The 24167-nt window shown below is 65.0% G+C and carries 28 protein-coding genes and 1 pseudogene; 9 read left to right on the top strand and 20 right to left on the bottom strand.

Annotated elements, in window-relative coordinates; all coding sequences use genetic code 11:
* Positions 1-121 precede the first annotated feature (121 nt).
* The 4 genes from Q8N40_RS00215 to ftsE all read right to left on the bottom strand — a co-directional run bounded on the left by Q8N40_RS00215 (position 122) and on the right by ftsE (position 3365).
* Positions 122-895 (bottom strand): 1-acyl-sn-glycerol-3-phosphate acyltransferase, encoded by a 774-nt coding sequence (locus tag Q8N40_RS00215; RefSeq protein WP_305710381.1) that lies wholly within the window; start codon positions 893-895, stop codon positions 122-124.
* Positions 896-907: 12 nt separating this feature from the next.
* Positions 908-1624 (bottom strand): YdcF family protein, encoded by a 717-nt coding sequence (locus tag Q8N40_RS00220; RefSeq protein WP_305320842.1) that lies wholly within the window; start codon positions 1622-1624, stop codon positions 908-910.
* 117 nt (positions 1625-1741) lie between these two features.
* The gene (locus Q8N40_RS00225) at positions 1742-2713 is read right to left on the bottom strand and encodes an ABC transporter permease (RefSeq protein WP_305320843.1); all 972 of its coding nucleotides are present in this window, start codon (positions 2711-2713) and stop codon (positions 1742-1744) included.
* Positions 2706-3365 carry a cell division ATP-binding protein FtsE gene (gene ftsE, locus Q8N40_RS00230; RefSeq protein ID WP_305320844.1) on the bottom strand — a complete coding sequence of 220 codons (660 nt, stop codon included), beginning with the start codon at positions 3363-3365 and terminating at the stop codon, positions 2706-2708. The genes Q8N40_RS00225 and ftsE overlap by 8 nt, the downstream gene beginning before the upstream one ends.
* Before the next feature lie 182 nt (positions 3366-3547).
* Here ftsE and Q8N40_RS00235 point away from each other — a divergent pair, with 182 nt between their 5' ends.
* Entirely contained in the window at positions 3548-4408 is an 861-nt protein-coding gene (locus Q8N40_RS00235) for an MJ0042-type zinc finger domain-containing protein (RefSeq protein ID WP_305320845.1), read from the top strand.
* A 30-nt stretch (positions 4409-4438) separates the two neighbouring features.
* Positions 4439-4813: a response regulator gene (locus Q8N40_RS00240; protein WP_305710382.1), complete on the top strand. Its 375-nt coding sequence runs from the start codon at positions 4439-4441 to the stop codon at positions 4811-4813.
* 159 nt (positions 4814-4972) lie between these two features.
* On the opposite strand, the gene Q8N40_RS00245 is transcribed toward Q8N40_RS00240, so the two are convergent.
* Entirely contained in the window at positions 4973-7555 is a 2583-nt protein-coding gene (locus Q8N40_RS00245) for a TIGR02302 family protein (protein WP_305710383.1), read from the bottom strand.
* 177 nt (positions 7556-7732) lie between these two features.
* Here Q8N40_RS00245 and Q8N40_RS00250 point away from each other — a divergent pair, with 177 nt between their 5' ends.
* On the top strand, positions 7733-8113 hold the full coding sequence (locus Q8N40_RS00250) for a carboxymuconolactone decarboxylase family protein (protein WP_305710384.1): 381 nt from the start codon (positions 7733-7735) through the stop codon (positions 8111-8113).
* 11 nt (positions 8114-8124) lie between these two features.
* Complete coding sequence (locus Q8N40_RS00255; protein WP_305710385.1) at positions 8125-9027, top strand: NAD(P)-dependent oxidoreductase; 903 nt, start codon at positions 8125-8127, stop codon at positions 9025-9027.
* A 208-nt stretch (positions 9028-9235) separates the two neighbouring features.
* Here the strand turns inward: Q8N40_RS00255 and Q8N40_RS00260 are convergent, their stop codons facing one another.
* A complete protein-coding gene (locus Q8N40_RS00260; protein WP_305320850.1) occupies positions 9236-9496 on the bottom strand; it encodes a hypothetical protein in 261 nt (86 codons plus the stop codon).
* 219 nt (positions 9497-9715) lie between these two features.
* On the opposite strand from Q8N40_RS00260, the gene Q8N40_RS00265 reads away from it, so the two are divergent.
* Positions 9716-10123, top strand: coding sequence for a DUF1236 domain-containing protein (locus Q8N40_RS00265; RefSeq protein ID WP_305320851.1), 408 nt, complete (start codon positions 9716-9718; stop codon positions 10121-10123).
* A 416-nt stretch (positions 10124-10539) separates the two neighbouring features.
* Positions 10540-10770, top strand: a complete 231-nt coding sequence (locus Q8N40_RS00270; RefSeq protein WP_305320852.1) for a hypothetical protein — start codon at positions 10540-10542, stop codon at positions 10768-10770.
* A gap of 206 nt (positions 10771-10976) precedes the next feature.
* Here the strand turns inward: Q8N40_RS00270 and Q8N40_RS00275 are convergent, their stop codons facing one another.
* The 5 genes from Q8N40_RS00275 to argH all read right to left on the bottom strand — a co-directional run bounded on the left by Q8N40_RS00275 (position 10977) and on the right by argH (position 15011).
* Positions 10977-11234, bottom strand: coding sequence for a hypothetical protein (locus Q8N40_RS00275; RefSeq protein WP_305710386.1), 258 nt, complete (start codon positions 11232-11234; stop codon positions 10977-10979).
* A gap of 102 nt (positions 11235-11336) precedes the next feature.
* On the bottom strand, positions 11337-11810 hold the full coding sequence (locus Q8N40_RS00280) for a hypothetical protein (RefSeq protein WP_305320853.1): 474 nt from the start codon (positions 11808-11810) through the stop codon (positions 11337-11339).
* Between the two features lie 160 nt (positions 11811-11970).
* The gene (gene lysA, locus Q8N40_RS00285) at positions 11971-13236 is read right to left on the bottom strand and encodes a diaminopimelate decarboxylase (RefSeq protein WP_305710387.1); all 1266 of its coding nucleotides are present in this window, start codon (positions 13234-13236) and stop codon (positions 11971-11973) included.
* A 7-nt stretch (positions 13237-13243) separates the two neighbouring features.
* Positions 13244-13522 (bottom strand): lipoprotein, encoded by a 279-nt coding sequence (locus tag Q8N40_RS00290; RefSeq protein WP_305320855.1) that lies wholly within the window; start codon positions 13520-13522, stop codon positions 13244-13246.
* Between the two features lie 91 nt (positions 13523-13613).
* Positions 13614-15011 carry an argininosuccinate lyase gene (argH, locus tag Q8N40_RS00295; RefSeq protein ID WP_305710388.1) on the bottom strand — a complete coding sequence of 466 codons (1398 nt, stop codon included), beginning with the start codon at positions 15009-15011 and terminating at the stop codon, positions 13614-13616.
* 139 nt (positions 15012-15150) lie between these two features.
* Between argH and Q8N40_RS00300 the strand changes: the two genes are divergently transcribed.
* Positions 15151-15828, top strand: coding sequence for a TlpA disulfide reductase family protein (locus Q8N40_RS00300; RefSeq protein WP_305710389.1), 678 nt, complete (start codon positions 15151-15153; stop codon positions 15826-15828).
* Positions 15829-15883: 55 nt separating this feature from the next.
* Here Q8N40_RS00300 and Q8N40_RS00305 read toward each other — a convergent pair whose 3' ends face one another.
* From Q8N40_RS00305 to Q8N40_RS00330, 6 genes are all read right to left on the bottom strand, one after another.
* Positions 15884-16078, bottom strand: a complete 195-nt coding sequence (locus Q8N40_RS00305; RefSeq protein WP_305320858.1) for a hypothetical protein — start codon at positions 16076-16078, stop codon at positions 15884-15886.
* Between the two features lie 219 nt (positions 16079-16297).
* A complete protein-coding gene (locus Q8N40_RS00310; protein ID WP_305710390.1) occupies positions 16298-17179 on the bottom strand; it encodes a 3-hydroxybutyryl-CoA dehydrogenase in 882 nt (293 codons plus the stop codon).
* Positions 17180-17278: 99 nt separating this feature from the next.
* A complete protein-coding gene (locus Q8N40_RS00315; RefSeq protein ID WP_305319939.1) occupies positions 17279-18229 on the bottom strand; it encodes an electron transfer flavoprotein subunit alpha/FixB family protein in 951 nt (316 codons plus the stop codon).
* On the bottom strand, positions 18230-18979 hold the full coding sequence (locus Q8N40_RS00320) for an electron transfer flavoprotein subunit beta/FixA family protein (RefSeq protein ID WP_305319940.1): 750 nt from the start codon (positions 18977-18979) through the stop codon (positions 18230-18232).
* Between the two features lie 122 nt (positions 18980-19101).
* Positions 19102-19674 (bottom strand): cob(I)yrinic acid a,c-diamide adenosyltransferase, encoded by a 573-nt coding sequence (locus Q8N40_RS00325; RefSeq protein WP_305319941.1) that lies wholly within the window; start codon positions 19672-19674, stop codon positions 19102-19104.
* A gap of 11 nt (positions 19675-19685) precedes the next feature.
* Positions 19686-19880, bottom strand: a complete 195-nt coding sequence (locus Q8N40_RS00330; RefSeq protein WP_305319945.1) for a twin transmembrane helix small protein — start codon at positions 19878-19880, stop codon at positions 19686-19688.
* 181 nt (positions 19881-20061) lie between these two features.
* Between Q8N40_RS00330 and Q8N40_RS00335 the strand changes: the two genes are divergently transcribed.
* Positions 20062-20922, top strand: coding sequence for a YihY/virulence factor BrkB family protein (locus tag Q8N40_RS00335; protein ID WP_371135579.1), 861 nt, complete (start codon positions 20062-20064; stop codon positions 20920-20922).
* On the opposite strand, the gene Q8N40_RS00340 is transcribed toward Q8N40_RS00335, so the two are convergent.
* Together Q8N40_RS00340 and gluQRS are read right to left on the bottom strand one after the other, a co-directional pair.
* Positions 20849-22102: an ATP-binding protein gene (locus Q8N40_RS00340; protein WP_305710392.1), complete on the bottom strand. Its 1254-nt coding sequence runs from the start codon at positions 22100-22102 to the stop codon at positions 20849-20851. The two genes, Q8N40_RS00335 and Q8N40_RS00340, sit on opposite strands and share 74 nt — an antisense overlap.
* A 91-nt stretch (positions 22103-22193) precedes the next feature.
* Complete coding sequence (gene gluQRS, locus Q8N40_RS00345; protein WP_305710393.1) at positions 22194-23075, bottom strand: tRNA glutamyl-Q(34) synthetase GluQRS; 882 nt, start codon at positions 23073-23075, stop codon at positions 22194-22196.
* A 148-nt stretch (positions 23076-23223) separates the two neighbouring features.
* Here gluQRS and Q8N40_RS00350 point away from each other — a divergent pair, with 148 nt between their 5' ends.
* Entirely contained in the window at positions 23224-23871 is a 648-nt protein-coding gene (locus Q8N40_RS00350; protein ID WP_305710394.1) for a DNA-3-methyladenine glycosylase, read from the top strand.
* Between the two features lie 59 nt (positions 23872-23930).
* On the opposite strand, the pseudogene Q8N40_RS00355 reads toward Q8N40_RS00350, so the two are convergent.
* A pseudogene (locus Q8N40_RS00355) lies at positions 23931-24167 on the bottom strand (LysR family transcriptional regulator); the annotation flags it as partial.

The following is a 24167-nucleotide window of genomic DNA, read 5'->3' on the forward strand; positions in this document are numbered from 1 at the left end:
GGGTGCCGAGCGCAGCGAGGCGGGTGGGGGCTCTCTCCTCCGCAGAGCCGCAACGGGTTTGTCCCGCGAAGGCAGCCCCCACCCCGGCCCTCCCCCGCAAGCGCGGGAGAGGGAGAAGAAACTACTTCCTTCCCGCCGGCGCTGACGGCACCACCCCGAACAATTGCGCCTGCTCCGCGCGTGCGGCGGCGACCAGGCGGTCGGTGGCGGCTTCGATCACGGTCGCGATGCGGACGATGAATTCCTTGCGGGTCAGGCCGGCCGGCAAGGGATCGAGGAATTCGACCACCAGCGTGCCGGGATAGCGCATGAAGGTGCGGCGCGGCCAGAACAGGCCGGAATTCAGCGCGACCGGCAGGCACGGCACGCCGCTGCTGGCATAGATCTGGCCGACGCCGGTCATATAGTCAGGCGGCGCCCCGACCGGGGTGCGGGTGCCCTCGGGAAAGATGATCAACTGCCGGCCGCTGCGAATTTCCTTCGGCGCGCGCCGCGCCATGTCCATCAGCGACCGCATGCCGCCGCTGCGGTCGACGCCGATCATTTCCGACTTCATCAGATACCAGCCGAAGAACGGGATCCAGGCCAGCTCGCGCTTGTAGATGAACAGCGGCGCATCGAAGAACTGCATCAGCGCGAAGGTTTCCCACATCGACTGGTGCTTCGACGCGACGATCAACGGTCCCTGCGGGATTTTCTCCAGCCCGCGAACGTCCAGCCTGGTGTTGCAGATTACGCGCATCAGCCAGACGCTGCTGCGCGCCCAGGTCTTGGCGACCGCCATGAAGGCGCGCCGGGGCATCAGGAAGGTGGGAATGGCAACGATATTCCAGAACACCAGCATCACATAGAACAGCACGTTGTAGACCAGCGAGCGCAGGAAGATCGAAACCATGGAATACCCAGATCAGTTGGCGTGAGCCGTCGCAGGTTTGCGCGCCGGGGGCGCCCCGGCCGGCTGGTCCGCGAGATCGGGCAGGTCGAGACCGACATCGGCCAGCCGCACCCGCAGCTCCGCGGCGACGTATTTGACATACTCCGATAGCAGCAGCCGCAACGTCGCGCCACTCGTCCACCACGGCTCATCCCGCCATTTTTCGCCGACCACCGCGAACGGAATCAGCTGGATATCGGGCATCGCATGCGACAATTCGACGATGGCGCGCGGCATATGGTAATTCGATGTCACCACGATCAGCGACTTGAAGCCGCGGTCATGCACCCAGCGCCGCGTCTCCGCCGCATTGCTGCGGGTATTGACGGCGGAACGGTCGAGATCGACGCAACAGCCCAGCAGCGACTGGTTGTCGGGCAGCGAACGGGATATGTCGCTCGCGGCGTTGGTCGGGTACACGCCTGAGATCAGCAGCCGCTTGCCATAGCCGCCGGCCAGCAACTCCATCGCATCGGAAACGCGCGAGGAACCACCGGTGAGCACCACGATGCCGTCGGCGCTGTGAGCAGGCTTCACTTCGGCGCCGCGCAGCTGCGACAGGAAGGCGACGAAGCCGACCGCGGAGCCGACGAAGGCGATCGCCAGCGACGCCACGATGGTCGCGCGCAGCCATCCCCTCGGCGCGGCCGCCGTCTCATCGGGAGATCTATCGTCGGACTTCGAACTCATGCGGTGCCGGTGTTTCCCTTGTCCCTGCAAGTCTAGCGCAATTTTCACTTCCAAGGCTCGCTCTTGAACTCCCCTCCCCCCGCGCGACCTTGCGCGTGGTGGGGAGAAGAAAGCGCCTCACTCGATATCGTCCAGGGTGGCGAACAGCGTACGCCGTGATGCCCAGGCGGTGATCGCCGCGATCAGCACCGCCTGTGCCGCCAGCGCCAGATAGCCCGAGGGCCGCAGCGAAAACGTCCCCAGCAGGGCCGCGAACTGATCCCCGACCGGGGTGCCCGAGAACCAGCCGGCGATCGACTCGGAGAAGCCGAACAGCAGCATGGCGACGCCGCCGCCGATCACGCCACCCTGCAGGCCGAGCCTGAGGAAATGCCGCAGGAAGCGGTTGGCGATGAAGCGGTCGCCGGCGCCGACGAAATGCAGCACCTCGACGATCGGGCGGTTCGCCGCCATCGCGCCGCGCGTCGCGAACGATACCGAGATGATGGTCGCAGCGATCACCAGCGCGAGAATGCCGATGCCGGCGAACACGGTGGCGCCGGTCATCGAGCGCATCCGCTCGATCCAGGCGCGGTGATCGTCGACGCTGGCGGTCGGCGCCAGCTGTGACACCCGGCCGCGCAACGCCGCCAGATCGAGCACGGTGCCCGGCGCCACCCGCGCCACGATGACGCGCGGCACCGGCAGATCGTCGAACGACAGTCCGGTGCCGAGCCACGGTTCCAGCAGTCGGGCGGATTCGTCCTTGGTGAAGGGCTTGATCTCGACGATGCCGGACTGCGCCCGCATCGCCTCGGCGACCGCCGCGACATCGCGCTCGATATCGCGCCCGGCGGCGGGGCGTACCTGGATGGTGATTTCGCTCGCGACCTCCGACTGCCACTCCGCCGCCGACGCGCTCACCAGCAGCACGGCGCCTGTCGTGATCGAGGCGAGGAAGGTCATGATGGCGACCACCGCGACCAGCGCGCGGCCCGCGATCGAGGCGCGCGGCACGATCGGCGACAGATTGCGCGCGCGTGCCGGCAGTTGCGGACGCTCATGTCCGAGATCCACCAGGGGCCCGTGGTCGTCGCCGGTTCTACTCATAGATATGCAACCGTCCCTGATGCAGCACCAGCCGCCGCGCATCGTACTGGTCCATCAGCGTCATGTCGTGGGTCGCGATGATGACCGCGGTGCCGGACTTGTTCAGCTCGATGAACAGCCGCAGCAGCCGCCGCCCCAGCGTCGGATCGACGTTGCCGGTCGGCTCGTCCGCCAGCAACAGCTGCGGCCGCGAGATCACGGCGCGAGCGATCGCCGCGCGCTGCTTCTCGCCGCCGGACAAAACCGGCGGCAACGCATCCATGCGCTCGCCGAGGCCGACCCATTTCAGGAGATCGATGACCTCCTTGCGGTAGCTGGATTCGTCGCGTCCGATCACCCGGAACGGCAGCGCGACGTTTTCGTAGGTCGTCATGTGATCGAGCAGGCGAAAGTCCTGCAGCACGATGCCGATCCGCTTGCGCAGATTTGCGATCTGATCCTTGCCGAGCAGCGAAACGTCGTGGCCGAACAGGTTGACCAGGCCGCGGGTCGGCCGCAGCGACAGGAACAGCAGCCGCAGCAGCGAGGTCTTGCCGGCGCCGGACGGGCCGGTCAGGAACTGGAACGAATGGGCCGGGATCAGGAAATTGAGGTCGCGCAGAATCTCCGGGCCGAGCCCGTAACGCAGTCCGACATTTTCGAACCGAACCAAGCTCAGCTCCGTTCGATGTGGGGCGTGACCGGAAAGTCCCGTGACCGTAAGGCCTGGCCCCGCGATTGGCCGGCCTCGCTGGCTTGCGAGCCGGGCAAAATGGTTGTGCTTCGGTTATGGTTTCCGATTCGTTAACGCTCGCGTTGTAGCATCCCGCCAGCGTCATTGTGGAGATCCGCTCCATGCATATCATTTGCCCCCATTGCACCACGTCCTACGCCATTAATCCGGCTGCTTTGGGCGCGGCCGGCCGTACTGTGCGCTGTTCCAGGTGCAAGGAAGTGTGGCTGGCAAGGCCGGAGGATGCGACCGAACTCGCGGTCGCCGCCCCTGCCATGGCTGCCGCCTCCGCCCAGGCCGGGGCCGACGACACCCTCGCCGAATGGGAAGCGATGGCGGCCGAGGACAGCGCGGGAACCCCCGTCGTCGACAGCCCCTCGATATCGGCCGACTGGCCCAGCGAAACCTCGACCGACGACGCCAACTGGCCGTCGACGGCCCGGGACGATTTGAACGCGGAGGCGGGTCCGCAGCGGCTGTCCTGGTTCCGCAGACTTTTCAGGCGGCCGGCGGCCCAGGCTCGGGTGGGGCGCAAGAAATCGTTCGCCAGCGCGGCGATGGCGTGTGCCGGGATGGGCGCGCTGGTGCTGGCGCTGATGATCTGGCGGGTCGAGGTGGTGCGGCTGCTGCCGCAGACCGCCGACTTCTACAGGATGGTCGGTCTCGATGTGAATCTGCGCGGACTTATGTTCAAGGACGTCAAGATCACCTCCGAGACGGTGGATGGCAAGCCGGTGCTGGTGATCGAGGGCGTCATCACGGGCGAAGCCAAGCGGCCGGTCCCGCTGCCGCGGCTGCGCTTCAGCGTTCGCGACGCGCAGGGCGCGGAGATCTACGCCTGGAATGCGGTGCTGGAACAGCCCGTGCTGAAGCCGGGCGAACGCGCCTGGTTCAAGTCGCGGCTGGCCTCGCCGCCGCCCGAGGGCCGCAATATCGATGTACGCTTCTTCCACAAGCGGGATATCGCCGGCGGCAATGTCTGAACCGGATCCGCTGCGAAAGATGGATACACGATGCCGCGCGTGCTGATCGCCGACGACGAAGAATCCATGCGTTCGCTGGTGGCGCGGGCGGTCGCCATGGACGGCCATGCCACCGTCACCGCCGAAGACGGCGCCGAAGCGCTCGAGATCCTCACCCGCGAAAACGGCGCCTTCGATCTGCTGCTCACCGACATCAAGATGCCCGTGATGGACGGCATCGCGCTGGCGCTGGCCGTGGCGCGGGATTTTCCGGATCTGACGATTCTGCTGATGACCGGCTTTGCCGACCAGCGCGAACGTGCGCACGGCCTCAACGCCATCGTGCACGATGTGGTGACGAAGCCGTTTTCGGTGGCGGATATCCGCACCGCGGTGGCCGATGCGCTGGCGGCGAAGAAGGCGTAGCGGAGTGTCGCTTACCTCTCCCGCTTGCGGGGGAGGTCGACGCGCGTAGCGCGGCGGGTGGGGGAATTCTCTCGGCTGGCGACTGTGTGTGCTGAGGCACCCCCACCCCGCCCTCCCCCGCAAGCGGGATAGGGAGCGCACCTCCGTCGCCGTAACCGCTCAATAATCCTTCAGCAGCCGCTCGATGTAATCGAGTTCGATCTGCGGGCGCAGCGAATCGCCGAGCCGGCGGCGAAGTTCCTCGAGAATGCGGCGCACCCGCTGCACGTCGATCTCGTCGGGAATCTTGACCGAGGGATCGTCCGGGAATTCGCGGCCGCGCAGCGGACGCCCCAGCGGATCGTTGTTGGCGGCGCTGCCCTGCTGCCGTCCCGGGCGCTGGCCCGGACCGTCGCCCTGGCCATCGCCGTCGCCCTGCTGCATCGCCTCGGCGAGGCTCTGGGCGCCCTTGCGCAGCGCCTCCAGCGCCTTGCCTTGCGAATCCACCGCGCCATCGGCGTTGCCGTCACCGAGCCTGCCGGTGGCGTCGCCCATCGCGCTATCGGCGTCGCCGAGGCCGTCCTCGCCCTGATCGCCATCTTCGCCGCCCTGCCCTTGCTGACCCTGTTGGCCCTGCTGGCCCTTCTGACCCTTCTGTCCCTGCTGACCCTGCCCCATGCCGCGCTTGGCGAGTTCCTGCTGCAATTTCTTGAGCCGGTCGCGCAGGCCTTGCTGGTCCTGCTGCAGTTCGCCCATGCCCTTGTCGCCCTGCTTGCCGCGCTGGCGGTCGCGCCGCGAATCCTGGCCTTCCTTGAAGGTCTTGTCGCGCAGCTGTTGCTGCTTGCGGATCATGTCGCCGAGTTCGTTCAGCGCCTCCTGCATGTCGCCGTCGCCGGACTGGCCGGGCTGCGCCATCTGCAGGTTCTCCAGCATCTGCTGCAATTGCTCGAGCAGCTGCTTGGCCGCATCCTTGTCGCCGGAGCGCGACAGGCGCTCCATGCGGTCGATCATGTTCTTGAGGTCCTGCTGGCTCAGCATCCTGGTATTGGGATCGAGCGGCCGCGCCAGCTGCTGCGGATTGTTGCGCTGCTGTTCGGCGAGCTGGCGCATGAAATTGTCGAGCGCCGCGCGCAGATTTTCGGTGAGCTTCTTGATTTCCTCGTCGCTGGCGCCGCGCTCCAGCGCCTGCTTGAGCGCCTCCTGGGCGGCGCGCAGCGCCTTGTCGACGTCGGTGATCTTGCCGTCCTCGATGGTGACGGCGAGCGCCCACAGCGCGGCCACCACCTCGCGCAGCGCAGGATCGGTGCGGGAAGCCTCCAGCTGCCGCGACACGCTGTAGAGGCCGAGATACTGGCCGGCCTCGGGCGTGAACAGGTGCGGTGCGATCATCAGCGCATCGAGCGCGGCATAGACCTGCCCGATCTGATTGGCGTCGAGCGCCAGAATGCGGCGCTGCTCGATCAGCGCCCGCGCCAGCGGCTTGGTGAACAGCCGTTCCGGCAGCCGCATGTCGAACGGCTCGCTCCTGCCCTCATTGCCGGCCTCGTCCTTGGCCGTCAGGGTCAAAGTGACGTCGGCACCGGCATAGGGGTCTTCCGAGAGATCCTTGACGGTCTGCCCGACGCCGTTGCGGGTGCGGGCATTCGGCAGCACCAGCGCAAACTGCGGCGCGTCGAATAGCGGCCGCGGCGCCGCGCCGCCTTTGGCGGGCTCGCCGGGGCGGGCCGCAAACCGCGCCTGCGCTTCGGTGACGCCGTAATCGTCCTCGATCTTGTAGGACATCTGCAGCGAGCCGCGGGCCTGGCGTTCCGGATCCTTGGCGAGCGCAATGGTCGGCGCGCGGTCGGCGGTGGCGCCGAACTTCCATTGCGGCTGCCCGGAGGGCGAGCGGACCTGCGCGGTGCCGTCGCCGGCGATGGTGAATTGCTTCTCGTTGGTGCCCTTGGGCGCCTGCTCGACCGCGGCGGCCTCGGTGACCGCGCCGGATGTCACCACATCGAGCGTGCCGCCGCTTGAGCGCACGATCAGCGTCGAGCCTGAGGGAACTGGCAAGGGTCCGGTAGGTCCCGCCGCAGGCGCCGCGGCGTCCTTGTTCGCGGCTGAAAGAATGATCGGGGGCTTGCCGGTATACAGCGGCGGCGTCACCCAGGCATCGACCCTGATATTGGCGGGCGCCAGCACGCCGTTCCAGTCGAACGCCGCGCCGATGCGCATGCGGCGCTCGTCGCCGGCGGCCACAAAGGTCGCCACCAGCAACACCGCGACCAGTGCGCGCAGCGCCCAGGGATCGTGGATCGCCAGCCGCGGCGACGGCAGGCCAGCGCGGATTCGCTTCAGCGAAGCCAGGGTGCGCTCTCGCTGCGCCTGCCACAGCGCCAGCGCGACCGGATCCCGGGTCGCCAGCGTATCGGTCAGCGCTGTGGCCGGGCGATGCCGGATGCCGGTGCCGCGGTCGAGCCGGCTGAGCGCGGCTTCGCGGCTCGGCCAGCGGAATTTTACCAGCGGCCACAGTGCCCAGAGCGCCGCCACTGCGAACAGGCCGATGCCGACGGCGCGTGCCACAAACGGCAGCGTCAGCCACAATCCGGCCCACGATAGCACCAGAAACAGTCCAATCAGGCTCAGCAACCGCGCCAGATGCGGCCAAGTCTGCTCCCACGCGATCGCGTATTTCGCCCGCTGCAAGGCCTGTCCGAGTTGCAGCCTGGCGGCGGCATCGGGGTCGCGCGCAGGTTCTGACGGGTCGGGAATGGCGCCGCTCAATCAACTCTCCGGGTTGGCCCGAACAGAATCCTAGCACAATGGCGGCGGTGAGGCATCCATTCCTGATGTAACCCACACCCGGAAATACGCATAACACGAAGGCGTGACTGCGCCGCCGCGACCCCGTAACGTCCGCCGCGAGCCATCAAAACCCCAAGGAAACGTCAAGGAAACGTCATGGACCAGAAAACGCACGACAAGGGACTGGAAATTCGCAAGGCGGTGCTGGGCGAGGCCTATGTCGCCAACGCCCTGAAGAATTCAGACGATTTCAACAAGCCGTTCCAGGAACTGGTCACCGAATATTGCTGGGGCGCGGTGTGGGGCCGCGAGGAACTGCCGCGCAAGACCCGCAGCATGCTCAATTTGTCGATGATCTCGATTTTGAACCGGCCGCATGAATTGCGGGCGCACATCAAGGGCGCACTGACCAATGGCGTGACCCGGGACGAAATCCGCGAAATCTTCATGCAGGTCGCGATCTATGCCGGCGTGCCAGCGGGCGTCGACAGCTTCCGGATCGCGCGCGAAGTGTTCGCCGAAATCGACAAGGGTTGAAGGCACATCACATGGAAATCGGATTCATCGGCCTGGGGAAGATGGGTTTCCCGATGGCGCGCCGCCTGATCGAGGCCGGGCATCAACTCACCGTATTCGACCAGCGCAAGGAGGCGGTGGACCCGTTGGTGGCGCTCGGCGCTGCGGCCGCATCCTCACCGAAGGACATCGCCGACCGCGCCGAGACCGTGCTGGCGAGCCTGCCGTCGCTGCAGGCCTCGCTCGAGGTTGCAACCGGCACCGGCGGCGTGATCGAAGGCAAACTGGTCAAGCGCTTCATCGATCTGTCCACCGTCGGATCGCATATGGCGGTGCGGATTCACGATCTGCTGGCGAAGAAGAACATCGTGCAGCTCGACAGCCCCGTCAGCGGCGGCGTCGGCGGCGCCGAGAAGGGCACGCTGGCGGTGATGGTGTCGGGCCCGAAAGCGGATTTCGAGGTGGTTAAATCTGCGCTCGGCGTCATCGGCAAGGTATTCTTCATCGGCGAGAAGCCGGGCTCGGCGCAGACCATGAAGCTCGCCAACAATCTGTTGTCGGCGACCGCGGTGGTCGCGACCTCGGAAGCGGTGGTGATGGGCGTCAAGTCCGGGCTCGATCCCGCCGTGATGATCGACGTCATCAATGCCGGCTCGGGCATGAACACCGCGAGCCGCGACAAGTTTCCGCGCGCGATCCTGCCGCGCAGCTTCGATTTCGGCTTCGCCACCGGCTTGATGGTGAAGGACGTGCGGCTCTGCCTCGAAGAGATGAAGGCGCTGGGGCTGTCGATGGAAGTCGCCGAAGCGGTCGGCCGGCTCTGGGAAGTGGTGATCCGAGAAATGGGCCCGGAGTCGGATTTTACCTCGGCGATCAAGCCGATCGAGCAGGCGGCGGGCGTGGTGGTGGGCGCAGCGAAGGACTCAGGCGGGTAGCCGGACTGCCGATTGAAAGTGGGTCGAATGGTTCCGCTCTGAACATTCCGACCTGATTCGGATCGCGGTCGAAATGGAGCTGAGGTAGACCTCAGCCCGACAGCGAAAGGAACCGGTCACACCTCAATGGGACCAGTTCCTTTCACTATGTTCCCGATCTCATTCGTCCGGGCAAGATGACGGAGACCGGGTGTCGGAAGACCGGGTATCAAAAGTGCCGGTGACCGCGATGCTTACCTCGGCTCCAGCCGTGCTGATGACCGCGACCCCTGCTCCATCCATAATGATGTCCACGCCCGCCGCGGTGCATCTTGCCGTGGCCGCGTCCGTGACCACCCTTGATCTGAATGACCGCATCGTCCGCGATCAGGGTGCCGACGGCGGCAATTCCCAGCCGTGCGGAAGCAGGCACCGCCATCGTCAGCGCCGACACGGCTAGCGCGGCCGCAACAAGTAAAATTCGTCTCATTGTTGATTTCCTCCCGGTCGCGAAGATGCGGCCTGTCACCCACAATTTCCCTCCGTCATTTTCGTTCCAGATTCGGGTCTTCGCTTCGCATCGCCTTCTGACATCGGAGATTCCGGGACGCCATGCGCATTGCCTTTCCCAATCTGATGGTGGGTGCCCAGGAACATTCCTGAGCGGGAAATGTTCAGTCGTGGATCACAGCCCACGGAGGATCATCCAATGAGTTTCAAATTGCTGACCGGCGTTGCCCTGGCAACGGTTCTCGTCGTCTCGACCGCCGCCCAGGCTCAAAGTGGCGCCGCAGCCGGAGCCACCACCGGCGCGGTAGGCGGAGCCATCGTTGGCGGCCCGGTGGGCGCCGCGATCGGAGCCGGCGTCGGCGCCGTTGCCGGCGGCATTGCCGACGACACGAGGCCGCGTTTCCGCAGCTATGTGACGGAGCGCAGGGTACCCTCCTATCGCTACGACCGCGAAGTGGTGGTCGGAGCCGATCTACCGTCCAGCGGCGTGACCTATCACGAGGTGCCGAAGGAGTACGGCGTGACCAGGTATCGTTACACCGTGGTGAACGATCGCACCGTGCTGGTGGATCCCGGCACGAACCGCATCGTCCAGATCATCGAGTAATCGATCACGGACTGCGGAAAGCCGCCGGGGTTTCCCGGCGGCTTTCTCTTGCACGTTCGCCCGGCTGACTTCGACCGGAATGCTGGCCTCACCATCCGGCCTGAAAAAAGCCGCGGGGCTCAAGCCGCTGCAAATTCGCTACGCGTTTGACCAGGTACCGCGGCCTAGGCGCGCGCTTCACCTCAACGGCTTTCGGCGGCGTCTCAGTCATCTGCAGGCGGGCCGTCGGTTGCCTCGGCGGAAGCTGCGCAAAGGCTTCTCGTGGCGACCAGATGCCGACCGACACGCCGTGTTTCAGGCTGTAAGGTTAGCTTCGCTCCCCGCGCGCACCCGACTCAGGAGACTTGGGACAAACTGGAACAATTGGGCTGCGTGCGGATTTATTTCCCGCATCACGAAACCCAACGGAGGAAGCCTTGAAAAAAATCCTGATTGTCGGCGCACTGGCCTTTGCCGCCACCTCGGTCGCGCAAACCGCAAGTGCGCAGGAAGTTTACATCGTGCGCGACGCAACGACCAAGAAGTGCACCATCGTTGACACCAAACCGACGACGACCACCACCACGATCGTCGACAACGGCACCTTCAAGACCAGGACCGAAGCCGAGACCAGCATGAAGACCATGAAGGTCTGCACCACGAACTGAGCTTTTCCACGTGAAGCGACGGAAGGAGGCCGCAGCGGCCGGCTGCGGCCTCCTTTTCCGAAGCTTGATCCGAAACCTGATGTTCTCGGACCCGGAGCGGCACAGACCTATGTCCGGATCTCGATAACCTCCGGACCGGAATGAGGGTAAAAAGAGCCCCTCCGACCATGCGCTTCGCGCGCAGTTCCGGGCAAGATGTTCGGCTCCTATTTTTCATTGGCAGGGGTGGGCGTAAAGGGTTTCGAAGCCGGGCGGAAGCGTGCCCGCGCAACCTCCAGAGCTTCCGCAAAATCCTCCGGGTCGAACCACCTCTGCGACAGCATGGACTCCGTAAGGCCGTCCTCGCCGAGTCGGGAGGCTTCAACATCGAACTTTCCTTCCAGCTTCTTGTCGACTGCTTGGATGCCGTAACCGGTGACGGCCCATTGGCGACCAAGCCAGAGAACGTCGCGATGCAAGGCCATTGGCGTACCGGTGCAAGGTTGGAATCTTGGACGACGAAACGCAAAATCTCGTCTCCGCTATGTTCAGGATGGAAGTCAAAGCTTTACTTCCACAATCGGCGTTCAGTTCCAGAAATTACTGGAACGCAAATCGTCTCCGCCAAAAGCAAGTATGCCGGCTTCGGAACGTTGGCGCGTTTGTTCCATCTGTTGCTTGGCGCGCGCATCCATTCTTCTGGATTTTTGCTCAGCATAGCGTTTGCGGCGCTCTCGTCGTTCTTCGGCCGCGACCGACGTCCTGGGGGCATGGGCGTTTTGAATCTGTTTTTCGATAGGGGCCTGCACCTCCTTCACCGGTTGAATTTGCGGTTGAGGGGCCGGTACGGCACTGGCTGCCCGAGCCTGCTGCGCCGGTTCCGCCGATGCCGGCAATATCACGCGAACGGCGGGGGGCTGAACGGAACTGGCGCGAGTTTGATAGCCAGACGGCTCCTTGCTTGCCAACTGAGCGAGCACTAAGTCGCCGCCGAAGCCGAGAGCCAGGATGACGAAAGTAGTCAACACCCCGGCGACAAAGATGCGAGCGCTTGATGGCATGTTTCAAACTCCAATATGCCAACGAACGCGGGGACCCCTTTATCTGTTCCATGTCGGGAAAATCTGGTAATAAACTGGATGCCCCGCTTCCTGCCTCCCGCATGTCCCCGCCGGTAGCTTGATCCGACAGGGTTCTGCTAGATCGTCTCAACCTGACGGTTCACAACCACGGCGCCGCCCGATCCATCGCGATCAGTTCTTCGACCTCGACCCTTGGCCGCACCACCGCGTATTGATCGTCCTTGACCAGCACTTCCGGCACCAACGCGCGTGTGTTGTAGGTGCCGGACTGCACCGCGCCATAGGCGCCGGCGGTCATGATCGCCACGAGATCGCCGGGCGCAGGCTCCGGGAGCTTGCGGTCGAGTGCCAGATAGTCGCCGCTTTCGCAGACCGGTCCGACCACGTCGGCCAGGATGGTGGGCGCACCCGCCGCGGCCTCGCGCACCGGCAGGATGTCATGATGCGCCTCGTACAGCGTGGGGCGGATCAGGTCGTTCATGGCGGCGTCGAGAATGACAAAATTCTTGGCGTCGCCATGCTTCACATAGATCACGCGCGCGACCAGGATGCCGGCGTTGCCGACGATCATCCGTCCCGGCTCGAACATCAGCGTGCAGCCGAGATTGTGCGTCACCCGCTTGACCATCGCGGCATAGGCTGACGGCAGCGGCGGTACTGCGCGGTCCAAGTGATAGGGTATGCCGAGCCCGCCGCCGAAATCGACATGCGAAATGGTGTGGCCGTCGGCGCGCAGCACCTGGACGAATTCGGCCAGCAACCGGAAGGCGGTTTCCAGCGGCCCCAGATCCGTGACCTGGCTGCCGATATGCATGTCGACGCCGGTGACCTCGATGCCCGGCAACTTCGCCGCGCGGGCATAGACCGCGCGGGCGCGGGCCAGCGGAATACCAAACTTGTTCTCGGACTTGCCGGTCGAGATCTTGGCGTGCGAACCGGAATCGACGTCGGGATTGACCCGGACCGAGATCCGCGCCGTCCGGCCGGTCTCGCTGGCCAGCCGCGACAGCAATTCCAGCTCCGGCTCGGATTCGACGTTGATGCAAAGAATATCCCGGGCCAGTGCCGCGCGCAGCTCGGCTTCGGTCTTGCCGATGCCGGAGAACAGGATCTTGTGCGGCGGAATGCCGGCGGCCAGCGCCCGCTTCAATTCGCCGCCGGACACCACGTCGGCGCCGGCGCCGAGTTTTGCCAAGGTGCGCAGCACCGACTGGTTGGAATTCGCCTTCATGGCGTAGCACACCAGCGTCTTCTCGCCGGCGAAGGCCTCGCTGAACACCCGGTAATGCCGCTCCAGGGTGGCGGTCGAATAGCAATAAAACGGCGTACCGACCGCTTCCGCCAGATCGATAAGATTAACCGCCTCGGCGTGCAGCACGCCGTTGCGATAGTCGAAGTGGTTCATGGCAGGCTCAGTCGAGAAGCGGATCGAGGACGAAGGATTTCTTGCGGCCTCGCGGCGCGGTGGCCGACGGATCGCTGGTTCCGGAGGACGGATTGAACGTGCCCCGCGCGGCCCGTTCGGCTTCGATATCGGTATCAACAGGCGCTGCCGCGGATGACGCCAGCGACGCGGCGTTCGGCGGCAGATCGAGCCCGCCCTTGCGGCCGCAGCCCCCGAGCGCCAGCACGGCCGCGCTCAAAACGATGATGGCCCATCCCGAAGATGTCGGGCTCAACTTGCGATTCACGACTAAATCCCCAATGCGGCGGCACCATACAAAGATTGCCTGGTTCTGGCGAGAGCTGGACGACCATGAAATTGCAGCTGTTTTTGCAGGCTCAGCCCAACTTTCGCTGCTTTTCCAGCCGCCTCAGCCATGCCTTGGCCTGCGCCAGCACATTTTTCGGAGCGGTTCCGCCATAGCTGACGCGGCTTTTCACCGATGCTTCCACCGAAAGCACCGCAAGGGCCTCCTTGGTGATCTTCGGCTCGATCGCCTGCATGTCCTTCAGGGGGAGCCCATGCAACGGCAGGCCCTTGTCGGAGGCCGCCCCGACGATGCGCGCGGTGATGTGATGCGCGTCTCGGAACGGCATTTTCAGTGTCCGCACCAGCCAGTCCGCGAGATCGGTGGCGGTGGCGTAGCCCTCGCCGGCGGCGGATTTCATCCTGGCTTCGTCCGGCACGATGTCCAGGACCATGCCGGTCATCGCGCGGACGGCGAGCGACAGCGCGCCGAACGCCTCCATCGCGCCCTGCTTGTCCTCCTGCATGTCCTTTTGATAGGCCAGCGGCAGTCCCTTCATCACGATCAGCAGGGCGGTGAGCGAGCCGATCACCCGGCCGGTCTTGGCGCGCACCAGCTCGGCGGCATCAGGGTTGCGCTTCTGCGGCATGATCGAGGAGCCGGAAGTGAACTTGTCGGACAGCCGCACCAGGCCCACCAGCGGCGAGGTCCAGGTCACGATTTCCTCGGCGAAGCGTGACAGATGCACCGAGGCGATCGCCGCCGCCGACAGGGTTTCAAGCACGAAATCGCGATCCGACACCGCATCGAGCGAATTGGCCATCGGCCGATCGAAGCCGAGCGCGCTGGCGGTGGCGTCGCGGTCGATCGGGAACGAGGTGCCGGCCAGCGCCGCGGCACCTAGCGGTGATTCGTTGAGCCGCTTGCGCGCGTCGGCAAAGCGGCCACGGTCGCGCGCCGCCATCTCGACATAGGCCAGCAAATGATGCCCGAATGTGACGGGCTGGGCAGTCTGCAAATGGGTGAAACCGGGCATCACCGTGCCGGCATGTTCCAGCGCCCGCGTCACCAGCGCGTGCTGGAACGCGGCCAGCGACGCATCGATCTCGTCGATGGTGTCGCGGACATAGAGCCTGAAATCGGTCGCAACCTGGTCGTTGCGTGAACGCGCAGTGTGCAGCCGCCCCGAGGCAGGCCCGATCAGTTCGCCGAGCCGGCTCTCAACATTCATGTGAATGTCCTCGAGCGCGCGCTTGAAATCGAACGATCCCTTTTCGATTTCTGACAGAATCGTGTCTAGACCCCTGGCGATATTTTTCGCATCACTCGCGGTGATGATACCCTGGGCGGCGAGCATCGCAGCGTGGGCCTTGGACGCGGCGATGTCCTGGGCGTACATGTGACGATCGACGTCGATGGAGACGTTGATTTCCTCCATGATCGCATCGGGGCCCTCACCGAACCGGCCGCCCCACATCTTGTTGCTCATGCCTTGCTGCTCATGCCTTGTTACTCACGGCTTGCTACTGTGGCTTGCCATTTATCGCCCGGGCCGACGAAACGCCGTGCCGTCCTCGAACGTAATATAAGCTCTGCATAGCCGTATCTGGCACAGGATGACAAACGATATGCCTGAACTGCCCCCGCCTCCCCGGGACGTCACGCCGCCCCGGGCCGCCACGCGCCGGATGCCGCTTGCGATCGGCGCGGCACTGATCGGGGTGGCGATCGGATCCGCCGTCCTCTACGCGACCGGCGGGCTGAACCGGCCAACGGGCGATGCCGCCTGCCGTCCGGCGGTCGAGCTGGCGCGCAAGATCGCGCCCCTGGTGCATGGCGAGGTAGCGGCGCTCACCATGGCCACGGCCCCGCTACGGTTGCCGGACCTCGCCTTCGACGACGCCGGCGGCCAGCCCAAAAAGCTCTCGGACTGGCGCGGACGGATGGTGCTGGTGAACCTGTGGGCCACCTGGTGCGTGCCCTGCCGCAAGGAAATGCCGGCTCTCGACGAGCTGCAGGCCAAGCTCGGCGGGGCCGATTTCGAGGTGGTCGCGATCAATATCGACACCCGCGATCCGGAAAAGCCGAAGAATTTCCTGAAAGACGGCAATCTGACCCGGCTCGGCTATTTCAGCGACCCGAAAGCCAAGGTTTTTCAGGATCTTAAAGCTGTGGGACGGGCGCTGGGGATGCCCACCTCGGTGCTGGTCGACCGCCAGGGCTGCGAGATCGCCACCCTCGCCGGACCCGCGGAATGGGCCAGCGACGACGCCGTCAAGCTGATCAAGGCCGCGATGAAGCCCTAGAACAGGTCATTTCGGGGCGCGCGTTCGCGCGAACCCGGAAGGACAGAAGAAGATTTCAGGCTGAAACGTCGAGGCTGCCGCCGACGCCGGCGCCGAGATTGGCGGGTGAATTCTGGCCCGCGCCCAGCAGCGTCATGACAGCGGATTTCTCCGCGTCGGCGTTCTGCTTGATGAACGAGGCAGCCAGCTGCGTTTGGGTGCCGGCCGCCTTCATCGCGAGCATGCTGCTCACCATTGCCATCATATCCATACGCACTACTCCCCACCGCGGTCACCCTATCCAGCAGCGGTTAATGATGCGTATCGCCGAGGCGGTCACCGACATTTTCCACAGGCATGAGCAACTGGGAGAAGTCCGCGTAAGCCGATCCAGCTACAAGTGAATCGGGCTGGTTTCCCCGCGCTGTCCCCGACTTATCAACAGCCTCGGCTTACGTATGGCGGCGATGAGGCGCCGCTCGACATCGCCTCAGCGCGTCGGGATCGGCTTGTCGCCGCGATAGTCGTAGAAGCCGCGCTGGGTCTTGCGGCCGAGCCAGCCGGCTTCGACATATTTTACCAATAGCGGGCACGGCCGGTATTTCGAATCCGCGAGGCCCTCATGCAGCACCTGCATGATGGAGAGGCAGGTATCCAGCCCGATGAAGTCCGCCAGTTCCAGCGGTCCCATCGGATGGTGGGCGCCGAGCTTCATCGCGGCATCGATCGCCTCGACGTTTCCGACCCCCTCATACAGCGTATAGATCGCCTCGTTGATCATCGGCAGCAGGATGCGGTTGACGATGAAGGCCGGGAAATCCTCGGATACCGCGATGTGCTTGCCGAGTTTGGTGACGAATTCCTTGGATGCGTCGAAGGTCGCGTCGTCGGTGGCGATGCCGCGGATCAGTTCGACCAGTTCCATCAGCGGCACCGGATTCATGAAATGAATGCCGATGAACTTCTCGGGGCGGTCGGTGGAGGCGGCCAGCCGCGTAATCGAAATCGAGGAGGTATTGGAGGCGACGATCGCGTCCGGCTTCAGCACCGCGCACAGATCGTGGAAGATCTTGCGCTTGATCTCTTCCTTCTCGACCGCGCTTTCGATCACCAAATCGCAATCGGCGAGCCCGTCCATGGTCTCAGTGGAAACGATGCGGCCCAGCGCCTGCTTGCGGGCATCCTCCAGGATGATCTTCTTGACCACCTGGCGCGACAGGTTGCCGTTGATGGTCGCCATGCCGGACTTCAGGCGGTCGGCGGAGACGTCGTAAAGCACCACCTCCAGCCCGGCCAGCGCCGCCACATGCGCGATGCCGTTGCCCATCTGGCCCGCACCGATCACGCCGACCTTCTTGATCATCACCGCCATTTTATCATCTCACCGGGGAAGACGCGGCCCGCGCGTCCACCCTCTCTTGCATGAACACCGGCCGGAGTCCGATCCATCCGGCCGGAACTGGAAACGTCGTTACTTTCCGAGCTTGCCGAGCGCCTCGGTCAGTTCGGGAACCGCTTGGTAGAGGTCCGCGACCAGGCCGTAATCGGCGACCTGGAAGATGGGCGCGTCCTCATCCTTGTTGATGGCGACGATCACCTTGGAATCCTTCATGCCGGCGAGATGCTGAATGGCGCCTGAAATGCCGATCGCGACATAAAGTTCCGGCGCCACCACCTTGCCGGTCTGGCCGACCTGCCAGTCGTTCGGCGCATATCCGGCATCGACCGCGGCGCGCGAGGCGCCGACACCGGCGCCGAGCTTGTCGGCCAGCGGCTCGATGTATTTGGCGAAATTCTCGCGGCTCTGCATGGCGCGGCCGCCGGAAACGATGATCTTGGCGGAGGTCAGTTCCGGCCGATCGCTCTTGGCCACTTCCTCGCCGACGAAGCTGGAGAGGCCGGGATCGGCTGCGGAGGCTGCGTTCTCGATCGACGCGCTGCCGCCGACACCGGCCGCGGCGAAGGTCGAGGTCCGCACCGTGATGACCTTCTTGGCGTCCTTCGATTTCACCGTCTGGATGGCGTTGCCGGCATAGATCGGACGTTCGAAGGTATCCGGCGACACCACCTTGATGATTTCCGACACCTGCATCACGTCGAGCAGAGCGGCGACGCGCGGCATCACGTTCTTGAAGCGCGAGGTCGCGGGCGCCACGAAGGCGTCATAGCCAGGCGCCAGCGCCACGATCAGCGCCGCGAGCGGCTCGGCCAGATCGTGGGCATAGGCATCGCCTTCGGCAATCAGCACCTTGGTGACGCCGGCAAGCTTGGCGGCGGCTTCAGCCGCGGCCCTGGTGCCCTCACCGCCACCGGCGACCAGCACGTGGACCTCGGCGCCCAATTGGGTGGCCGCGGTCAACGCCTTGTTGGTGGAGTCCTTCAGGTTGGCGTGTTCGTGTTCGGCAATCAACAGCGTGGTCATTTAGAGAACCCCGGCTTCGTTCTTGAGTTTCGACACCAAGTCGGCGACGTCCTTGACCTTGACGCCTCCCTTGCGGCCCGGCGGTTCGGTGGTCTTGATGATCTCGAGATGGGCGGTCAGATCGACGCCGTAGTCGGAGGCGCTCTTGTCGGCGATCGGCTTCTTCTTGGCCTTCATGATGTTGGGCAGGCTGGCGTAGCGCGGCTCGTTCAGCCGTAAGTCGGTAGTTACGATCGCCGGGCCTTTCAGTTTCAGGGTCTGCAGGCCGCCATCGACTTCGCGCGTCACCTTGAAATCGGTACCTTCGACTTCGAGCTTGGAGGCAAAGGTCGCCTGCGACCATCCGAGCAGGGCGGCCAGCATCTGGCCGGTCTGGTTGGAATCGTCGTCGATCGCCTGCTTGCCGAGAATGACGAGGCCGGGCTGCTCTTCGTCGACGATGGCCTTGAGGATCTTCGCCACCGCCAGCGGTTCGACGTTACCCTCGGCCTTGACCAGAATGCCGCGATCGGCCCCCATGGCGAGACCGGTGCGGATGGTCTCGGACGCCTGGGCGGAGCCGATCGACACCACCACGACCTCGGTTGCCTTGCCGGCCTCTCGCAGGCGCAGGGCTTCCTCGACGGCTATTTCGTCGAACGGATTCATCGACATCTTGACGTTGGACAGTTCGACGCCCGATCCGTCGCTCTTGACCCGGACCTTGACGTTGTAATCGACCACCCGCTTTACCGGCACCAGAACCTTCATCGACCCTCTTTCGCTTGAATTTCGGTATCAATCAGCTTGGGCGCGGAACCTAAAGGTCCCGCTATCGGCGGTCAACGCGCGAAAGCCAAAAATCGCGCCAAGAACCGTCTGGGAACGGGGCTTCAGCGATTTTGGCCGGGCACCCACAACACGTCGCCGGCACCGTTATCATTGACCGAACGGCTGGCGACGAACAGAAAATCCGACAGCCGGTTCATGTACTGGATCCCGGCGTCGCTGACCGGCTCGTCGGGCTTGGCCGCGAGTTCCACCATGATCCGTTCCGCGCGGCGGCATATGGTGCGGGCCAGATGCAAATGCGCCGCCGCCGGCGTCCCTCCGGGCAGCACAAACGAGGTCAAGGGCGCCAGCCGGGCATTCAGGCTGTCGATGTCGCGCTCGAGCCGTTCGACCTGGCTCCCCAGCATCCGCAGGCGCTCGACCTTGCCCTGGCGCTCGGGCACCGCGAGGTCGGCGCCAAGATCGAACAGATCGTTCTGGATCAGGCCTAGCATGGCATCGATCTCGCGCGCTTCCGCCAGATGCAGCCTCACCATGCCGATCGCAGCGTTGGTCTCATCGACGGTTCCATAGGCCGCGATGCGCAGGTCATATTTCGGACGGCGTTCGCCGCTGCCGAGCGCCGTCGTACCGTCGTCGCCGGTCCGGGTGTAGATACGATTGAGGACGACCATGATTTCCCCCTTCAGCGGCTCATCGCCCAGACCGCGAGCATGGTGATGACGATAGCGATAAATTGCAGCAACACCCGCAGCCGCATCAGTTTCTGCGAGCGGTTCGGCGATCCGCCCCGCATCATGTTGATGAGACCAAGCAGCAGGACGATCGCAACTGCCGCGACCGCGATGGGAAGGAGGATCGAACTCAGGAAGGATGCCATCGGCGCTACATAACACCGCACCGGGCGGTCCGCCATCATGTCAGGCGTGACCCTGCCCCCGGCGCAACCATCTGGCTTTTTGTCCAGTAATATCAGAAGCTAGCGGGGTCGCCGGTTGAATGCGTCGTCCGCTCCATCAGGGTGAAATGTGAGGCAGATCCGCTACGTCTATCTGGTCGTCATGGATGCGTTCTATACGTTTCTCGCCGATGACGGCTGGGCGATCGCCAGCCATATCGCGCTTTCGGCGCTGATGGCGCTGTTTCCGTTCCTGATCGTGCTGACTTCGCTGGCCGGATTTTTCGGCTCCAAGGAACTCGCCGATCAGGCGGTGACGCTGCTGCTGCAGGTCTGGCCGCAACAGGTCGCGGATTCGCTGTCGAGCGAGATCCACGACGTGCTGACGACGACGCGCGGCGATGCGCTGACCATAGGCCTCGTGCTCGCGGTGTACTTCGCCTCCAACGGCATCGAGAGCCTGCGGGTCGGGCTGAACCGTGCCTATTCGGTGATCGAGCCGCGAAGCTGGTACTGGCTGCGGCTGGAATCGATCGGCTACACGCTGATCGCCGCCTTCACCGCGCTGGCCATGGCGTTCCTGATCGTGCTCGGTCCGCTGATGCTGGAGGCGGCGCGGCGCTGGATTCCGCTCGTTGTCGAGACCAACGAGCATTTCCTCAACGTCACGCGCTACGGCATTACCATCGCGGCGCTGGTAATCGCCCTGTTCATCCTGCACGCCTGGCTGCCGGCGGGCCGCCGCAGTTTCCTGCAGATCCTGCCCGGCATCATCTTCACCTTCGTGGCGTCGCTGCTGTCGGGCATCGGGTTCGGACAGTATCTCGCCCGCTTCGCCAACAACTACGTCACGATGTATGCCGGCCTCGCCTCGGTCATCATCGCGCTGGTGTTCCTGTATTTCATCGCCGCGATCTTCGTCTATGGCGGCGAACTGAACGCGGCGATCATCAAGTCGCGGTTGCCGCACGGCGTGTCGCTTCAAGCAGCACAGTCGCTAGAGCCCTTGGACTCACAGGCTTGACCAGAAAGGCGTTGGCGCCGGCGGCGCGCGACGCCGCCTCGTCGTCGCCGCGGCCCGATACCCCGATGATGGCGACGCGGCCGAACGGCGCGCGCAGCTTGCGAATTTGCCTGATCGCCTCGATGCCGTTGATGCCCGGCAACACCATGTCCATTAGCACCGCGTCGAACGCTCCTTCCGCGATCCGCTCGGCGGCGATCTCGCCGCGTCCGATGAATTCCGCCTGGTGGCCGAGTTCGGTGAGGATCGCATTGAGCACGACGCGGCCGAACGGATTGTCCTCGACGCTGAGAACGCGCAGGCCCCGCACCTGATCCAGCGCAGAATCGGCATCCGAACCCGAGCTGGCCGCCTTCGGCGCCCTGGCGCGGGCCAGCGTCACGCTCAAAGTGAAGGTGGTGCCTCCGCCGGGCCGCTGCTCCACGATGATGTCGCCGCCCATCGCCCGCGCCAGCGCCTTGACCGACGATAGTCCGAGCCCGGCGCCGCCGAAGCGGGACGAGATCGAGACGTTGGCCTGCGAGAACGGCCGGAACAGGCGTTTGACCTCATTGAGCGTGAGACCGATGCCGCTGTCGGAAACCGCAAACGCGACGCTGACCTTGCCCTTCGGCCCGCGCATCGGCTTGACCGTGAGCGCGACGCCGCCAGCCTCGGTGAACTTGGCCGCATTGTCGATCAGGTTTTCCAGCGCCGCGCGCAGCCGCACCGGATCGCCGATCACGAATGCCGGCAGTTTTTCCGAAATCTCGACATGGGACTGCAGACCCTTCGCGGTCGCCCGGCCGGCCAGCGAATCCCCGACGCTGCGGGCGAGCGCGCGCAGATCGAAGAAATCCTGCCGCACCCCGAGCCCGGGGCCGCGGCTCCTCGCGGCATCGACGAACAAGGTGGCGAGGCTGGCGAGGTGCTCGGCGCCGGCCTTGATGGTATCGACCCAGCGCCGCTCGCGCTCGTCGAGGTCGGAGGTCGCCAGCAGATCGCTGATGGCGAGAATTCCGGTCAGCGGCGTGCGGACCTCATGGGCGAACGCCGCAAGCGCGGCCTCGACGGTGCCGGGTCCGCCAGTCACGGCCGCGCGCCTGCGCGCCTTGCCCGTGTCACGGGCTGCAACGCGTTGTTTCGGCACCCGTTTTCTCGGTATCCGCGTAGGGCGCTTGGTGCGCGACTTGACCGCCATGATTCCCCCGACCCTGGCCGCTCTCACCATGCCATGGAGGACCGCGGAGAGTCACGAAGGGCGTTGTGGACCAGCCGGGACTGGGCCCCCATCACGCCGGTCGAACCAGACCGACCAACCCGCGAATGTCGGCCAGCGACGCACCCTGCGCCCGGAGTTCGCGAAGCCCGGTCGCCGCTGTTGATTTCGACAGCTTGCGCGCCTCGCCGTCGGTCACGAGGCGGTGATGCCGGTAGACCGGCTGCGGCAGATCGAGCAGATGCTGCAGCAGCCGGTGCACGCTGGTCGACCAGAACAGGTCTGCGCCCCGCACCACCTCGGTGACGCCCTGCAAGGCGTCGTCGATCACGACCGACAAATGATAGCTGGTCGGGGTCTCCTTGCGCGCGAGAATGACGTCGCCCCAGGCTTCAGGATGGGCTTGGGGCCGGGCAACCACCGCGCCCTCGGGACCTTCGCCGTGCTCGATCCAGTCGAGATCGGGGACCCGCGCGCGCGCCGCCGCCATGTCGAGCCGCAGCGCACAGGGCGTAGCCGAATCAAGCAGGCGCGCCCGCGCATCCGGCGCCATCGACTTCGCTGCCCCCGGATAGAGCGGTGCGCCATCGGGATCGCGCGGCCACGGCCCCTGCGCCTCGCGCTGCGCCACCAGGCGCGCGATCTCGGCGCGGCTCTCGAATGCGGGATAGACCAGGCCCATGGCCGACAGTTTTTCCAGCGCAGCGCGATAGTCCACGAGATGCTCCGACTGCCGCCGCACCGGCATTTCCCAGGATATCCCGAGCCAGGCGAGGTCTTCGAGAATGGCGGCCTCGAATTCCGGCCGGCAGCGCGCCGGATCGATATCCTCGATGCGCAATAGGAATCGGCCACCGCTGTGGCGGGCGGAGTCGAAATTCAGCAGCGCCGAATAGGCGTGGCCGAGATGCAGATAGCCGTTCGGGCTAGGTGCGAAGCGGAAAACGGGTGGCATGCTCTCAACACTCGTCTTTGCCGGGTTGACGCGGCAATCCATCCCTGAGGAAACTCAGTTACGATAGAAGATGGATGCGCGGGTCACCATGGCGAAGACGCGCTTCGCGCTGTTGCCCGCGCATGACGACCTCCAGAACTGGCCCGCCATGCCCATCCACCTCGAAACCCAGTCCGACCTCGAAGACGCGGTCCATGCGCTTGTAAAACTGGATCCGCGGCTGAAGCCGATCTTCGCGCTGACCGGGATGCCGGCGCTGCGGCGGCGCGAGCCCGGCTTTGCCGGCCTTGCCCATATCGTCTGCGGCCAGCAGGTCTCCACCGCCAGCGCCGCGGCGATCTGGGGCCGCGTCAGCGCCGCGTTCGACCCGTTTCACCATGACGCCTTGCGCAAGGCGCGCAACGACCGGCTAGGCCGGCTAGGCCTGTCGGGGGCCAAGATCAAGACCTTGAAGAACCTGGCGCGCGAGATTGCTTCCGAACGGCTCAATCTCGACGTGCTGGCGAACGAGGACGCCGACGCCGCGCACAACACCCTGACCGCCCTGCACGGCATCGGCCCGTGGACCGCCGACGTCTATCTCTTGTTCTGCCTCGGCCATGGCGACGCCTGGCCTGCCGGCGATATCGCCATCCAGGAAGCCATCAAGATCGGATTGGGGCTGAAGACGCGGCCGACCCCGAAGCAGATGGCGCCGCTGGCGGAGCCGTGGCGGCCGCTGCGCGGTGCGGCGGCGCATCTGTGGTGGAGCTATTACCGGGTGCTGAAGAAGCGCGAGGGCGTGATCCCGGGCTAGTATCTCGTGTCCCGGACACGGTGCAGCGCTCAACGGCGCGTCCGAGGCACCGAGACCTTCTACCCCCGCAGCCGGACCCGGTCCTCGCGGGCGCAGGCCGTGACAAAACCGATCACGGCGCGGACCGCGGGCAACTCGACGAGGTCGGGATGCGCCAGCAGCCAGAGGTCCGACACGCTGGCGAGTTTTTGCGGCGCGACGCGGACCAGATCGGGGTAACCTTCGGCAACCAGGCAGGACAGCGCGGAAATCCCGAGACCGGCCCGGGTGGCCGCGAGCATATCGCCCTGCGACGA

The sequence above is a fragment of the Bradyrhizobium sp. genome (assembly GCF_030693485.1).
GTDB lineage: Bacteria > Pseudomonadota > Alphaproteobacteria > Rhizobiales > Xanthobacteraceae > Bradyrhizobium.